The 14,260-nt window shown below is 73.4% G+C and carries 14 protein-coding genes; 8 read left to right on the top strand and 6 right to left on the bottom strand.

The features are described 5' to 3' along the window. Nucleotides 1-98: 98 nt before the first annotated feature. Nucleotides 99-842, bottom strand: a complete 744-nt coding sequence (locus tag ACFVZW_RS09600) for an IclR family transcriptional regulator (RefSeq protein WP_384519176.1) — start codon at nucleotides 840-842, stop codon at nucleotides 99-101. Nucleotides 843-1,107: 265 nt separating this feature from the next. Between ACFVZW_RS09600 and ACFVZW_RS09595 the strand changes: the two genes are divergently transcribed. Both ACFVZW_RS09595 and ACFVZW_RS09590 read left to right on the top strand, forming a co-directional pair. Next, a complete protein-coding gene (locus ACFVZW_RS09595; RefSeq protein WP_383553366.1) occupies nucleotides 1,108-1,428 on the top strand; it encodes a bifunctional 3-phenylpropionate/cinnamic acid dioxygenase ferredoxin subunit in 321 nt (106 codons plus the stop codon). Further along, complete coding sequence (locus ACFVZW_RS09590) at nucleotides 1,425-2,642, top strand: NAD(P)/FAD-dependent oxidoreductase (RefSeq protein WP_384519143.1); 1,218 nt, start codon at nucleotides 1,425-1,427, stop codon at nucleotides 2,640-2,642. Before ACFVZW_RS09595 ends, ACFVZW_RS09590 begins: the two co-directional genes overlap by 4 nt. Nucleotides 2,643-2,859: 217 nt before the next feature. Here ACFVZW_RS09590 and ACFVZW_RS09585 read toward each other — a convergent pair whose 3' ends face one another. After that, nucleotides 2,860-3,405, bottom strand: coding sequence for an EF-hand domain-containing protein (locus ACFVZW_RS09585; RefSeq protein ID WP_384519141.1), 546 nt, complete (start codon nucleotides 3,403-3,405; stop codon nucleotides 2,860-2,862). A 127-nt stretch (nucleotides 3,406-3,532) separates the two neighbouring features. Between ACFVZW_RS09585 and ACFVZW_RS09580 the strand changes: the two genes are divergently transcribed. Both ACFVZW_RS09580 and ACFVZW_RS09575 read left to right on the top strand, forming a co-directional pair. After that, a complete protein-coding gene (locus ACFVZW_RS09580; RefSeq protein ID WP_384519139.1) occupies nucleotides 3,533-4,591 on the top strand; it encodes a M28 family peptidase in 1,059 nt (352 codons plus the stop codon). A gap of 96 nt (nucleotides 4,592-4,687) precedes the next feature. Then, nucleotides 4,688-4,984 (top strand): antibiotic biosynthesis monooxygenase family protein, encoded by a 297-nt coding sequence (locus ACFVZW_RS09575; protein ID WP_376432241.1) that lies wholly within the window; start codon nucleotides 4,688-4,690, stop codon nucleotides 4,982-4,984. A gap of 25 nt (nucleotides 4,985-5,009) precedes the next feature. Here ACFVZW_RS09575 and ACFVZW_RS09570 read toward each other — a convergent pair whose 3' ends face one another. Next, nucleotides 5,010-5,471, bottom strand: a complete 462-nt coding sequence (locus ACFVZW_RS09570) for an RrF2 family transcriptional regulator (RefSeq protein ID WP_384519136.1) — start codon at nucleotides 5,469-5,471, stop codon at nucleotides 5,010-5,012. Nucleotides 5,472-5,620: 149 nt separating this feature from the next. Between ACFVZW_RS09570 and ACFVZW_RS09565 the strand changes: the two genes are divergently transcribed. Continuing rightward, nucleotides 5,621-8,305 (top strand): FAD/NAD(P)-binding protein, encoded by a 2,685-nt coding sequence (locus ACFVZW_RS09565; RefSeq protein ID WP_384519174.1) that lies wholly within the window; start codon nucleotides 5,621-5,623, stop codon nucleotides 8,303-8,305. 6 nt (nucleotides 8,306-8,311) lie between these two features. On the opposite strand, the gene ACFVZW_RS09560 is transcribed toward ACFVZW_RS09565, so the two are convergent. Beyond that, nucleotides 8,312-9,538: a Tm-1-like ATP-binding domain-containing protein gene (locus tag ACFVZW_RS09560; protein WP_384519134.1), complete on the bottom strand. Its 1,227-nt coding sequence runs from the start codon at nucleotides 9,536-9,538 to the stop codon at nucleotides 8,312-8,314. Nucleotides 9,539-9,642: 104 nt separating this feature from the next. Between ACFVZW_RS09560 and ACFVZW_RS09555 the strand changes: the two genes are divergently transcribed. The 3 genes from ACFVZW_RS09555 (at nucleotide 9,643) to ACFVZW_RS09545 (ending at nucleotide 11,572) form a co-directional block, all read left to right on the top strand. Further along, nucleotides 9,643-10,221 (top strand): Type-2Aa cytolytic delta-endotoxin, encoded by a 579-nt coding sequence (locus tag ACFVZW_RS09555; protein WP_384519132.1) that lies wholly within the window; start codon nucleotides 9,643-9,645, stop codon nucleotides 10,219-10,221. 75 nt (nucleotides 10,222-10,296) lie between these two features. Further along, on the top strand, nucleotides 10,297-10,917 hold the full coding sequence (locus ACFVZW_RS09550) for an L-threonylcarbamoyladenylate synthase (RefSeq protein ID WP_384519130.1): 621 nt from the start codon (nucleotides 10,297-10,299) through the stop codon (nucleotides 10,915-10,917). A gap of 28 nt (nucleotides 10,918-10,945) precedes the next feature. Beyond that, nucleotides 10,946-11,572 (top strand): DUF4232 domain-containing protein, encoded by a 627-nt coding sequence (locus tag ACFVZW_RS09545; RefSeq protein ID WP_384519128.1) that lies wholly within the window; start codon nucleotides 10,946-10,948, stop codon nucleotides 11,570-11,572. A gap of 15 nt (nucleotides 11,573-11,587) precedes the next feature. Here the strand turns inward: ACFVZW_RS09545 and ACFVZW_RS09540 are convergent, their stop codons facing one another. After that, a complete protein-coding gene (locus tag ACFVZW_RS09540) occupies nucleotides 11,588-13,243 on the bottom strand; it encodes an FAD-dependent oxidoreductase (RefSeq protein ID WP_384519126.1) in 1,656 nt (551 codons plus the stop codon). Nucleotides 13,244-13,309: 66 nt separating this feature from the next. Continuing rightward, nucleotides 13,310-14,224 carry a diiron oxygenase gene (locus tag ACFVZW_RS09535; protein WP_384519124.1) on the bottom strand — a complete coding sequence of 305 codons (915 nt, stop codon included), beginning with the start codon at nucleotides 14,222-14,224 and terminating at the stop codon, nucleotides 13,310-13,312. Nucleotides 14,225-14,260 lie beyond the last annotated feature (36 nt).

Raw genomic sequence — 14,260 nt, 5'->3', positions numbered from 1 at the left:
ACACCTTGGGTGTCACCTCACCCCCCCCCCCCCCGGCCCGGGGGGGGCGGGGACCCCCCCCCCCCGCGTCGTGAGGGGCAGTGCTCGACGGGTTTTGGTCAGAAGCCGTAACCCATGCGCCGGGACAGCTCGTCGGCCGCGACGACGGTCCGTGCGGCGAGCTCGGTGAGGCGCTCGCGCTCCAGCCGGTAGGCCGGACCGGAGACGCTGATCGCACCGATCACCCGGCCGTCGTGCGCCCGCACAGGGGCGGCGACCGCGTGGAGTCCCAGCTCCAACTCCTCGGCGGCGATGGCGAACCCCTGCGCGTACGCCGAGTCCAGTTCGGCGCGCAGCATCCCCGCGCTGGTCACCGTGTGCTCCGTGAACCGCGGCAGCGCCCGGGCGAGGAGGCCCTCGCGCAGGGTCACGGGCAGATGGGCCAGGAGCACCTTGCCGCTGGAGGTGGCGTGCAGGGGAGTGCGCCGGCCCAGCCAGTTCTGCGCGGTCACGGAGGCGGGTCCGCGGGCCTGCATGATGTTGACGGCCGCGTCGTCGTCGAGGACCGCGATGTTGACCGTCTCGCCCAGTTCGTCGGCGAGTTCACGGCAGACGGGCGCCGCCTCCTGCGAGATGTCCAGCCGCACGGCCGCGGCTCCCGCCAGGCGCAGGATGCCGGCACCGAGGAAGTACTTGCCCCGGTCCTGCGCCTGGGAGACCAGGCCCCGGTTCTCCAGCACCCCGAGCAGCCTGAACGCGGTGGACTTGTGCACGTCCAGCTCGTCGGCGATCTCGGTGACCCCGACCTCGCCGTGCCGGGCCAGGATCTCCAGGACGCTGACGGCGCGGTCCACCGACTGGATCGCCCCCGCCCCACCTCTGGGTGTGCGCTCCGGAGTCTCCTCGGTCGTCGTCGCCGGCTCCTCGGTCGGTCGGGCTGCTGCGCGGTCGCGGGTCATAGCTCAACTCTCGCCATCTTGCGGCCCCTTGGGCACGCATCTTCGGGAAGCCCTTGACGCGGCGGGCACCCCGACCGGATTCTGTTGCGCATAGCGCTCCCTCATGCGCCATACGCAACCTGATGTTACCGAAGCGTCCTGCAGATCACTCCTGGACCGAGGGGGGCCCGTGATTCCCGTCTGCCGCCTTGAAGACCTCCCCGTGGGCGAATCCGTCCGGATCGACACCACTCCGCCGATCGCGGTGTTCAACGCCGACGGCGCGTTCTACGCCATCGACGACACGTGCAGCCATCAGGACGCCTCCCTCTCCGAGGGATGGCTCGAAGGCTGTCTGGTCGAATGCCCGCTCCACGCCGCCTCATTCGACCTTCGTACCGGTCAGCCGACCTGCCTGCCCGCGCGGCGGCCCGTGCGCACCCACGAGGTCGTCGTCGAGGGCGGCGTCATCCATGTCCGGCCGGCCGTGCAGGAAGGCACCGCGGCATGAGAACCGTCACCGTCGTCGGCGCCTCGCTCGCCGGCCTCTACGCCGCCCGCGAGCTGCGGGCCCAGGGATTCGACGGGCGGCTCGTGATCGTGGGGGAGGAGCCCCACCGGCCCTACGACCGTCCGCCGCTCTCCAAGGACTTCCTCTCCGGGCGGGCCGACGAGGAGCAACTGGCCCTCTCCGACCCGGGGGAGGAGGCCGGACTCGACGCCGAGTGGCTCCTCGGCGCCCGCGCCCGGAGCCTCGACGCACACGGCCGCGCGATCCTCCTGGAGAACGGCCGCACCCTCGTCACCGACGGGCTCGTGATCGCCACCGGCGCAGGCGCACGCAGGCTGCCGGGGACCCACGGACTCGCCGGCGTCCACACCCTGCGCACGCTCGACGACGCCCGCGCCCTGCGGGCCGCCCTCATCGGCGGCGGCCTGCGGGTCGTCGTCATCGGCGGCGGGTTCATCGGCGCCGAGACCGCCTCCTCCTGTGCCTCACTCGGCCACGACGTCACCGTGGTGGAGGCCGCACCGCTTCCGCTGCTGCCGCAACTCGGCCCCGAGATGGCCGCCGTGTGCGCCGGCCTGCACCGGCGCGGCGGCACCGAACTGATCACCGGGACGGGCGTGGCCGGGCTGCACGGCCAGGGCTCCGTCACCGCCGTGGAGCTGGCCGACGGACGCAGGCTCCCCGCCGACCTGGTCGTCGTCGGCATCGGAGCCGTACCCAACACCGGGTGGCTCGCCGGCTCACCCCTCGCGCTGAGCGACGGCGTCCTCTGCGACGACGGCTGCGTCACCGCCCTCCTGCAGGTCGTGGCCGTGGGTGACGTCGCCCGCGTCGGCGGGGTGCGTGCCGAGCACTGGACCAGCGCGACCGAGCAACCCGCCGTCGCCGTACGCAATCTGCTGGCGGGGCGGACCGTGGCCGGCGTCCGCCCGCTGCCGTACTTCTGGTCGGACCAGTACGGCGCGCGCATCCAGTTCGCGGGGCGACACCGCGAAGGGGACGTCGTACGGGTCGTCGAAGGGTCCACGGCCGAGGGAGGCTTCCTCTGCCGCTACGAGCGCGAGGGCCGCACGACGGCCGTCCTGGCCGTCGACCGCCCCCGCCCCTTCATGCGCGCCCGCAGGGAGCTGAGCGCCGCTCAGCCTGCCGAGCGTCCCCTGCCCTTCCGCCCGGAGCGGGCTGCGTTCTCGGCCCCGGTCCCCGAGCCGGGGTAGAGGTGATCGACCTCGGGCCGGAGGTCCAGTATGTCGAGGAACTCCGCGAGCTCGGCCCGGTCGGTCGTCCGGCTCGCGACGACCCGACGGGCGGCACGGCGGCGCTCTCCGGGATCCTGCCCCGGCGAACCGTCGTTCTCCTCTGTGAGGTCCATGACGCCGATCCGACCACACCACGGCCCGCCCCGCATCACCCACCCCCTGTCGGCCGCCCCGTTCAGTGGATGCCGAGGAAGATGGCGCCCGGCGTGTTCAGGTCGTCGTTGTTGAGGTGGAACGCGCGCAGCGACCGGCCGATCTCCCGCTGGGAGACGTACGCGTCGCGGTCCAGGTCGAGCCGTTCGAAGACCGCCGGGCCCTCGTCGCCCGACACACCCCAGACGGCGAGATAGGCGGCGAACTCCTCCTTGCTGACCCGCTTGTCGCCCGAGGTGTCCATGATGCGGAAGATCGCCTCCGCGAGATTCTCGAGCAGTTCGGGGCGGTCCGTGTCGTAGCCCACCGCGCGGTGCGCGGCGACGAACTCCTCCTGGTTCAGCCGGTCCTGCCCGGGCACCGCCTGGGTGAGCAGCCCGAGCCACTGGGCCCAGTACGCCCGCGCCAGGGTCCGGATCCGGGCATCGTCCTGCGCCAGCCCGTAGGCGTCGGCGTACGCCTCCACGATCCGCCGGTGGTCGGACCAGGTGACGAACCCGTTCCCGTCGGTGTCCAGGACCGCGAAGAGTCGCAGAAGCCTACGGGTGATCGGATCGAACGTCGCCATTCTTCCGCTTCCTTCCGGTAGTGACGTGGGTTTCGCCGTCCCAGTGTCGTCGCCCGTACGCACCGGGGCACGGTGCAACACCCGCTCGTAGGGCGCGCGAGGCCGTGGCGTGCGTCACCATCGGGTCATGGAACCCGGCCACGAGGGGCGCGACGACGTGCTCCCCGATGTCCCGGCGCTCGCCGGGCGACTGGCCCGGCGGGCCGACCCGCGACGCCTGCGGCGCGATGTGGAGTTCCTCGCCGATCGCCCGCGCGGCCGGATCCACGCGCCCGAGGCCATGATCCGGGCCGAGACCCATGTGGCGGAGGAGCTGGCCGCGGCCGGCTGGCGGACCGAACGGCAGCCCTTCGACGTACGGTGGCGTCCCGGCTGCACCGACCGTTCCGGCGGGCCGATGCCGCCACTGCGGTTCCGCCTGCACCGACGGCTCACCGGGGCGAACCTGCTGGCCACCTTGCCGGGGTCGACGGTCCGGGGAGACCGTCCCACCGTCCTCGTCGGAGCGCACCTCGACACCGTCGAGGGGAGCCCCGGCGCCGACGACAACGCCTCAGGGATCGCCGCGCTCCTCGAGACCGCCCGGCTGCTCGGCGGGCTGCCCCGGCCGCCGGCGGTCACCCTCGCCTGCTTCGACATGGAGGAGCTGGGGTTCATCGGCTCCCGGGTCATGGCCCGGGCACTGCGCCGCGGCCGTCGCGTCGGAGGCATGATCTGCCTGGAGTCGGTCGGCTGCTTCGCGACGGGCGCGGGAACGCAGGCGCTGCCACCGGGGTTCGGCGCGGTCTTCCCCCGCGTGGCCGCCTCCGTGCGCGCGACCGGGATGCGGGGCGACTTCACCCTCGTGGTCCATCGCCGCTCGTCGGACGGGGCCGCCGACCTCTGGCGCCGGGCGGCACGGGTCGCCCGGCCCCCACTGCCCGTCGTCACCCTGCGTGACCCGCGTCCGGACGGCCCACTGGGACTCCTCGCGGGCCTCGTGCTGCCCCCGGTGAACCACCTCGGCCGCAGCGACCACGCCGCGTTCTGGAACGCGCGGATTCCGGCCGTCATGGTCACCGGCACGGCGAACTTCCGGAACCCCCACTACCACCGGCCGACGGACACCCCCGACACCCTCGACTACGACCGTCTCACGGCAGTCGCCGTCGCCACCGCCGTCACCGCAGCGTGCTGGCGCCCCTAGAGCCCAGGTCCTTCCCCTCGGAGGCGGAAACGGCACCGTCGACCTACCGTGGTGAGGAGCGCGATCAAGCCGATCCCCGTTTCCGAGGAGGCTGCGATGGAGCGGCACTTTGTCTGGGTGACCACGCGCCGCATCAAGCCGGGCACCCTGGAGGAGTTCGAGCGGGCCTGGCGCCCCGGCTTCTCCCCCGACGGACTGCGCCGAGCTCTGGCCTACTGGTCCGAGGACGGGCAGGAGATCACCGGAGTCTCCTTCTGGGACTCGCAGGAGGCCTGCGACGCCTGGCGGTCCTCCGACGCCGAACGGGAGCGGCGCGAGGTGATGGCGCCGTACGTCGTCCAGGAGACGGAAGGCTTCTACCGGGGCGGCGAACTCACCCTGCCCGCACGGTGACGCCCCGCGGGTCCGTACGCCGGGACTACGGATAGGTCCGTACGTCGTCGTTGTACTCCCGCGCCCGCTCCCGTACGAGCGCGGGCAGCGTTCCCGACGCCAGGTCCGCCAGGGTCGTGCCCTCCAGGACCTGGCGCAGACTCGTGCGCACGGCCCGCCACACGTCCGGCATGGGCGCGGCGGCGCCCTGGTACTCCAGACCGGTCAGCTTCAGGTCGCGCACGCTCACGAGGGGCCCGTCCATCGCGCGGACGACGTCGGCGAGGGTGATCTCCGCGGGGGGTCTGGCGAGGGCGTACCCACCGTCCGGGCCGCGCACGCTCCGTACCAGCCGCGCCTGGCGCAACTCGCTGAGGACGACGAAGAGGAAGCGGACGGGGATGTCCTGACGGCCCGCGATGTCCTCCGCCTTCAGGGGCCGGTCGGGGGAGCAGGCCAGCTCCGCCATGGCCCGGACCGCGTAGTCCGTTCTTGCTGAGATCCTCACCGCCTCAATGTCTCACGCTTGGCGCGAAAGCGATCCGGCGCGGGTCGCGGGGACGTGGCGGCCTTGTCAGTGCACATTGTTCATCGACATAGTGCACTTCACTGCTGCACCCGCCTGGCTCGGAGGTTTCCGTCGTGTCCGTGGTGTCCCTGAGGTCCGCCCGTCCGCGCTCCACCGTGGCCGTCGTCGGCGCGGGCGCGGCCGGGGCGCTCGTCGCCGTCCAGCTGTGCGAAGCGGCGGCCCGCCGGCGCACGCCCCTCGACCTGGTCCTGATCGACCCGGCGGCGGAGGCGGGACGCGGAACGGCGTACGCCACCGAGGTCGCCGAGCACCGGCTCAACGTCCCGGTCGGCGGGATGAGCTGCTACCCGGACGATCCCGGCCACTTCCTGCGCTGGCTCTGCCGGCACGGCGAATCCGCCGTCGCCGCCACCGACTTCGCCTCCCGCTACCGCTTCGGCTCGTACCTCGCCGACACCCTCGGCCGCGCCATCATCACCGCCCACGGCACGGTCTCCGTACGCCGTCTGCGCGCGAAGGCGACGCGCTGCGCCGACACCGCCGACGGGCACCTGGAGCTCCGGCTCGCCGACGGCGGCACCGTGACCGCCGACACCGTCGTCCTGGCCACCGGGCCCGCCGCCGGCACCGCCGGCTGGGCCACGGACGGACTGCGCGGCTCCGACCGGTTCATCGCCCGCCCCTGGGCACCCGGCGCCCTCGACACGATCGGCGCGCACGACGACGTGCTGCTCGTCGGCACCGGACTGACCGCCGTCGACCTCGCCCTCGTCCTCGACCGGCCCGGCCGCACGGTCCACGCCCTGTCCCGCAGCGGCCTGTTGCCCCAGCCCCACGCCGTCGCCCCGCTCCCGCCCGTACCGCCGCCGACGGGGCTCGCGGCCCTGCCGCTGCACCGCCTCCGCATCGAACTGCGCCGCCATCTGGCCGCCTCGATGCGCGACCACGGCGACTGGCGGCCCGCACTCGACGGGCTGCGGCCCGGCATCGTGGCGCTCTGGCAGGGCCTCACCGACGAGGAACGGGCCGAGTTCCTCGACCGCGACGCCACCCGGTGGAACGTCCACCGGCACCGGATGGCCCCGACCACCGCCGAGAGCATCGCCCGCGCCCGCGCCGCACGCCGTCTGCGGATCCATGCCGGCCGGATCGCCTCGGCCACGCCCCGGGAGGACGGCCGGCTGGCCGTCGCGCTCGCCGACGGACGGGAACTGACGGTGGCCTGGGTGGTCGACTGCACCGGACCCGGGCTCCGGATGGACGCCTCGGGCGACCCGCTGTGGGGCGGGCTGCTCGCCGACGGCCTCGCGGCGCCCGGACCGCTCGGCATCGGCGTCGCCACCGAGGCCGGCCGCCTGCGCGACACCCTCGGACGCGCCGAGCGGCCCCTGTTCACCCTCGGCAGCCCCCGACGGGGTGAGCTGTGGGAGACCACGGCGATCCCCGAGATCAGGGCCCAGGCCAGGGACATCGCCGAGGCCGTGCTCGCTCCGCTCACCCGTACCCCGCAGGCGACCCGCCGCCGGCCCACCGACCAGTTCGGCCTTCCGCTGTCGACCCACGCCGCCGCCGCGGCCTCCTTCCGCAGCGGGCTCGGCCGGGTCGTCACCGTACGGGCGAAGGCGGCCGAGGCGTTCGCCCGGGCCACCGAACTCGACCCCGGCTTCGCCCTCGGCCACGCGGCGCTCGCCCTGCTCGGCCACGAGTGCGGCGCGGAGGTCGACGTGGACAGGGAACTCGCCGACGCCCAGCGCAGCGCGGCCGAACGCGGCGACGAGCGCGAACGCTCCTTCGTCGACGTCGTCACCCGTCGGGTCCGCGCCCACGACGGGGACGGTGACCGGGCGCTCATCGACCACCTCGACCGCTTCCCCGGCGACGCCTTCGCCCTCTCCATCGCCGTCCCCACCATCGCCTTCTCCGGGGTCGGCGACCTCGACGGCACCCTGGCCCAGCGGCTGGTGGAGCGCACGGCGCCCGCCTACGACGGCCACTGGTTCCACACCTCGCTCCTCGCCTTCCTCCGCCAGGAGCAGGGGCGCATCGACGAGGCGGGCGCCCTCGCCCGGGTCGCCCTGGCGGCCGAGCCGGCCTCCGGACACGCCGTACACGCGCTCGCCCACGTCCACTACGAGTCCGGCGAGCACCGGGCGGGCCGCGACTGGCTCGACGGCTGGATCGGCGGCCAAGGCCGGGGCGCGGTGCACCGGGCCCACTTCTCCTGGCACGTGGCGCTGCACGAACTGGCCCTGGACGACGCCGAGGCCGTGCGCCGCCGCTGGTTCGCCCAGCTCGCACCCCGCCAGGTGAACGGCGTACGGGCCCTCGTCGACTCGGGTTCGCTGCTCTGGCGGGCCCGGATGTCGCGGAACTGGACGGGCCCCGTCCCCGTCGAAGGGGTCCTTGGCGCGGTCGCCCGCGATCTCGTCGAACGGCCCGCGACCGCGTTCACCGCCCTGCACAGCGCCGTCGCCCTGACCGCCGCAGGCGATCTGCCCGCGCTCCGACGGCTGCGCACCCACGCCGCCGGGGCGGACGCCGTGCAGCGGGAGGTCATCGCTCCCCTGTGCCACGCCCTTGAGGCGGTCCTGGAGGAGCAGTGGACCACCGCCGTGGACGGGCTGCGCGACCTGCTGCCCACCCTCCGCCGGGTGGGCGGCAGCGCCGCGCAGCGCGAGGTCGTCGAGGAGACCCTGCTGTACGCGCTGATGGAGGCGGGCCACAGTGACGCGGCCCGCCACCTCCTGGAACAGCGCCTCGACCGCCGCGCCTCCCCGCTCGACCGCCGGCGCCTGGCCGACCTGCCCGGGTGAGGGGCCTCAACCCCCCTCGATCAGACGGTGCAGCAGGTCCGCGGCGGCGCGGCCGAACGACGGGTCGTTGAGGTGCGTGTCGACCTCCACCACCTCGACCGCGCTGCCGCGCAGCCCGTCCCGGACGGCGCAGAACAGCGCCTCGTCCACCGCCGGGTCGTGGTACGGACCGCCCGGCGCCCCGAGGGTGGAGAGACCGCGCAGCGGCAGGCAGACGGTCGTGGGTCCGGTGGCCGACCGCAGCTTCGCCGCGACGCGCGCCCCGAGCTCCGCGCACTCCTCGGCCGTCGTCCGTACGACCGATATCGACGGGTTGTGCACCCGCACGTCGCGGTCGAGGACGCGCTCGGGGACCGTGTCGAGGGGCCCGAACTTCACCAGGTCCAGCGCTCCGGGGCTCACCACCTGCGGAACCCCCGCGCGCCCGGCGGCGAGCAGCCGGTCGGGCCCGGCCGTCAGGATGCCCCCGAAGAGATCGTCCGCGAGCTCGCAGAGCGTGAGATCCAGGACGCCCGCGAACAGCCGCTGCTCCGCCAGGGATTCCAGCGTCCGCCCGCCGGCCCCGCTGGCGTGGAAGACCAGCACCTCGTAGCCCAGCTCGGTGAGCCGCTCGCGCGCCGCGTCGACGCCCGGGGTCGTCACCCCCGCCATGCTCGCCGCGATCAGCGGCCGGCCGTCGTCGACCGCAGGCGGCCGCACGGCCGCGAACCCCCGCGCCATCCCGGTGACGGCGTCGACCGCGTTCGCCAGTATCGGGGCCGACACCCTGTTGACCCCGGCGATGTCGACCACGCTGTACATCATCGTGATGTCCGTGGAGCCGACGTAGGGCGCGACATCGCCCGAGGCCATCGAGGAGACCATCACCTTCGGCACCCCGAGCGGCAGTTCCCGCATCGCCCGCGTCGCGATCGACGTGCCCCCGCTGCCGCCGAGGGCGAGGACCGCGTGGAGCCTGCCCCGCGCGTACAGCTCCCGCACGACCTCCGCCGCCCCGCGCGCCATCGCCGTGACGGCCGCGCCCCGGTCTCCCTCGCTCCGTAACCGCTCCAGCTCCGTGCCCGCCGCCCGGGCCACCTCGGCGCGCGGGACGTCCGCGGGTATCCGCGCCGCACCGATCACCCCCGCGTCGACCACGATGACCTCGACCCCGCGACTCAGCAGTCGTTCGCGCAGCCATCCGTATTCGAGACCCTTGGTGTCAAGCGTGCCCACCAGCACAACGATCGCCATCCCCGTACTGTCCGGCGAAGTCGACAAGACGACAAGAGTGTGTCCGGCCGACGCCAGACGGCATACTGACCCCCCTTGATCACCACAACGCATCCGGAGGAGTCATGACCGCAAGTTTCAGGACCGTCATCGAGGTGGGCCCGGACCATCTCGACCAGGCCCGGGCCATCGACAGGACGTTCCAGGACGCGATCGCCCCGGCGACCGTCAACTTCGACTTCGACCACATCCGCCAGGCCGCCGACGCCATACCCGACAGCGCCGTCGTCAAGATGGTCCGCGGCTGGGGGCTCCAGGAGCACGCCCCGGTCATGGTCATGGTGATGTCCCTGAAGGAGGCCGTGCGCCAGGCGCTGCCCGGCGAGTTCGCCGACGCCTCGTTCTGGGACACCGTCGAGAAGGAGCTCGCCGACGCCTTCACCGGCCTCGCCGCCCAGGAGGGCGAGCCGGGACTCTCGTACTACGACGAGGGACCGGACCGGACCAGTTACTACCGGGACCTGTTCTTCGCCCTCCAGGACGAGGAGACCGGCGACCACATGTACGCGATCGCCTTCTGCATCGACGTGACCGTCGGGCTGGAGAAGGAGAAGGCCGCCGCCCTGGAGATCATGGACATCGCGCCGTACACGATCCGGCTCAACGCGATCGTCCTGCGCCAGGAGCTGCGCCTGGCGGCCTGACGGTCGCCCGAACGTGCGGTAACCGCACCGGCCCGCCGTCCCGGGCCGACCCCGCGGGGAACCTAGACTGCCCGCATGGCGAAGTACTTCGACGTGCACCCCGAGAACCCCCAGCGGCGCACCATCAGCAGCGTGGCGGACAGCATCCGCGCAGGCGCGCTCGTCGCGTACCCGACGGATTCCTGCTACGCGCTGGGATGCCGGATCGGCAGCCGCGACGGCATCGGCCGGATCCGCACGATCCGAGAGCTCGACGACCGCCACCACTTCACGCTGGTGTGCCAGAACTTCGCGCAGCTCGGCCAGTTCGTGCACGTCGACAACGACGTGTTCCGCGCCGTCAAGGCGGCGACGCCCGGCAGTTACACCTTCATCCTGCCGGCGACGAAGGAAGTCCCGCGCCAGCTGCTGCACCCCAAGAAGAAGACCGTCGGCGTCCGCATCCCCGACCACGTCGTCACCCAGGCGCTCCTGGAGGAACTCGGCGAACCGCTGCTCTCCAGCACCCTGCTCCTGCCCGGCGAGGACGAACCGATGACCCAGGGCTGGGAGATCAAGGAGCGGCTCGACCACGCGGTGGACGCCGTCCTCGACTCCGGCGACTGCGGTACGGACCCGACGACCGTCATCGACTTCTCGAGCGGCGAGCCCGAGATCGTGCGCCGAGGCGCGGGCGACACCTCGCGGTTCGAGTAGCCCCGGGGCGGCATGTGATGATCGCGGCATGACCGTCATACCTGTCCGGCACGGGCTGATCCTGGCCGCGGTGGCCGTCCTGACCACCGGGTGCGGCCTGGCGGCCGAACTCGACCGCGAGGTCGATCCCGAGCGGACCGCGACCCGGGCGACCCCCGCGCCGTCGGTGACCGGCGTGCCCGTCGCCCCGCCGGCCGAACCGCCCCTTCCCACGCCCACGGAGGGCTGCCCGGCCACCGGCGTCAAGGTGTCGACCGGCATGGTCAACGCCGCCATGGGGCTGCGCTCCATGCCCGTGACGCTCACCAACTGCGGAGCGCGCGAGCAGCGGTTGAACGGGTATCCGGACGTGCGGGTGCGGGACGTGAACCGCGAGCGCATGGACGTGACGGTCCTCAAGGGCGCGGGACCGATCACCACGCTCGACGACCCGGGCGCGCACCCGGTGACGCTGAAGCCCGGGGAGTCCGCGCGCAGCGTCTTCGTCTGGCGCTACTCGGCCGTCGACGCGGCGACGCAGCGGGGGAGCGGCGTGTACGTGGAGATCGGCCCCGCCGCCGGGGTGGCCCGGCAGACGGTGGAGCCGGAGGGCGGCCTGGACATCGGTGAGACGGGCATGCTCGGCACGACGGCGTGGCAGAAGGTCGTGGACTGAGCGGCGTGCGTACCGTCACCGGACGAGCCGCAGGCGGCCTCCCTTCGCCGCCGCCACCAGCTCGGGCACGGTGCCGAGTTTGACCCGCGGGCGGCCCGCGGCGCGGCCCCGTGCCAGCTCGGCCCGGTCGATGGCGGCGAGCCCCCGGGCGTCGACGAGCTGACGGGCGCGGCGGCGCGCGAGTCGCCCGAACGCCCTGTCCGTGCCCGACGGTGCGGGCAGGGCGCCCGCGACGGCGTCGGCGAGAAGCATGCCGATCGTCTCGGCGGCGCAGGCGCGATTGGCCCCGATACCGCCCGAGGGGCCGCGCTTGATCCAGCCTACGACGTACGCGCCGGGCAGCCCGGCCACCCGGCCCCCCTCGTGGGGCACGGTGCCGGTCGCCTCGTCGAAGGGCAGCCCGGGCACCGCCACTCCGCGGTAGCCGACCGCCCGCAGCACCAGCCCGGCCGGGATCTCCCGCTCCTGCGGACCCTCCGTCACCCGCGCACCGAGCACGGCGTCGTCGCCCAGCACCGCCACCGGCGCGGAGTGGAACCGGAGCACGATGCGTCGCTCGGGCCCCGGCGGACGCGACCAGTCCACGGCCTCCCGGGCCACGCCCCGCAGCAGAGCCGCCTTCCCGCGCGTGCCCGGCTCCGCGCCGTCGATCGCCGCGCCGGTCCGCGCGTCCTGATCGTCGACGACCAGCCGCACACCGGGCAGGTGGGTGAGCGCGAGCAGTTCGGACGCGGTGTACGCGGCGTCCTCGGGGCCGCGCCGCCCGAGCAGGACCACCTCGCGCACCTTCGAGGCGCGCAGGGCCGCGAGCGCGTGGTCGGCGATGTCGGTGCCGGCCAGCGTCTCCGGATCCATGACGAGGATGCGGGCCACGTCGAGGGCGACGTTTCCGTTGCCGACCACGACGACCCGCTCGGCCGACAGGTCGATCGCGTCCCGCGCGGCCTCCGGGTGGGCGTTGTACCAGGACACGAACGTGGTCGCCGAGATGCTGCCCGCCAGGTCCTCGCCGGGGATGCCGAGGCGGCGGTCGGTGGAGGCGCCCACGGCGTAGACGACCGCGTCGTGGTGCGCGGCGAGCTCCTCGACGGTGACGTCCTTGCCGATCTCGACACCCAGGTGCATCCGTACCCGGGGGTGGTGGTGGAAGCGGGCGAAGGTCTCGCCCACCTTCTTCGTCGAGGGGTGGTCCGGTGCCACGCCGTACCGGACGAGTCCGCCGGCCACCGGCAGGCGGTCGACCAGGGTCACTTCGGCGTTGGTGTGCAGGAGCAGGTCCTCGGCCGCGTACATCCCGGCCGGGCCGGTGCCGACGACGGCGACCCGGATGGGCGCCAAGTCGGACGGCACACCGCGCTCGAAGGCCGGTGCGCCCCAGGCGTGGAAGTTCGGCCCGGTGGCGGCCGGTTCGGGCTCCCGGTCGGCGAAGTAGGCGGCGTTGACGGCCTCGTACGCGCGCTGTGTCGGGGAGAGGCTGTCCACGGGGAAGATCGCGTCGACGGGACAGGCGTCGGCGCAGGCGCCGCAGTCGATGCATGCCTTCGGGTCGATGTGGAGCATCTCCGTGCTGCCGAACGCCCGCTCCTCGGGCGTCGGATGGATGCAGTTGACGGGGCAGACGGCGACGCACGTGGCGTCGCTGCAGCACGTCTGGGTGATGGCGTAGGTCATGTCGTCGGCTCAGCTCGGGTCGGCGGGTCGGCGGGTCGGCGGGTCGGTGGGTCGGTGGGTGAGGCGTCAGATCAGGTGGGCGCGCTTGTAGAAGAAGAGCGCCGGTCGGGTGAGCAGACGGGCCGAGGCCAGGAATTCCATGAGGCCCGAGCAGCTGGACCGCATCAGCGACCGGTGGTGCTCGTTCGTCCGGGCCTCGGTGACGGCCCGCCGGGTGTCGAGGCCGGCGTTCGCGTACACGTCGCGGTTCACCATGCTGGTGACGATGACGTACGAGGCGATCGCGATCACCAGAGCGTTGAGCTGCCGGCGCAGCGGGCCCGCGCGCCGCAGTCGCTTGCGGGTCTCGTCGCGGGCGAACTTCATGTGCCGCGACTCCTCGACGACATGGATGTTGTTGATGGTCCGGACGAAGGGCACGACCCGCTCGTCCCGCATCCAGTCGCGCTGCATGACGTCGAGGACCTCCTCGGCGACCAGGATCGCCGCGTAGGCCGCCTCGCCGAAGGCGACCGTCTTGAAGACCCGGCCCAGCTCGACCGCCGCCCGGCGCGGGCGGTAGGCGGGCGCGCCCAGCTTCGCGGCGCCGCGGGCGAACATGATCGAGTGCCGGCACTCGTCGGCGATCTCGGTGAGCGCCCACTGGAACCGCGCGGAGGTCGGGTCCTTGGCGTAGATGTCCCGCAGCACCATCTGCTGGAGGATCATCTCGAACCAGATGCCCGTGCTGGCCACCGACGCGGCCTCCTGCCGCGTCAGCTCCTTGCGCTGCGCGTCGGTCAGTTCACTCCAGTACGCCGTGCCGTAGAGCGTGCTCCACTCGGGGCTCGCGCCGTGGAAGTCCTTGTCCAGAGGGGTGTCCCAGTCCACCTCGACGAGGGGGTCGTACGACAGCTTCGCGGCCGAGTCGAGCAGCCGCCGGGCGACGTCCTGTTCCGCGCGCCGGTCCCGGCTCTCCGGCCGTACGGTGCTGCTTGCCATGGTGCGGCTCCTTGAATCGAGAGAGTTCGACCCGAC

Source organism: Streptomyces sp. NPDC059567 (assembly GCF_042735655.1).
GTDB lineage: Bacteria > Actinomycetota > Actinomycetes > Streptomycetales > Streptomycetaceae > Streptomyces.
Note: the sequence above shows the minus strand (reverse complement) of the source record. Positions and strands in the feature narration are given on the sequence as shown.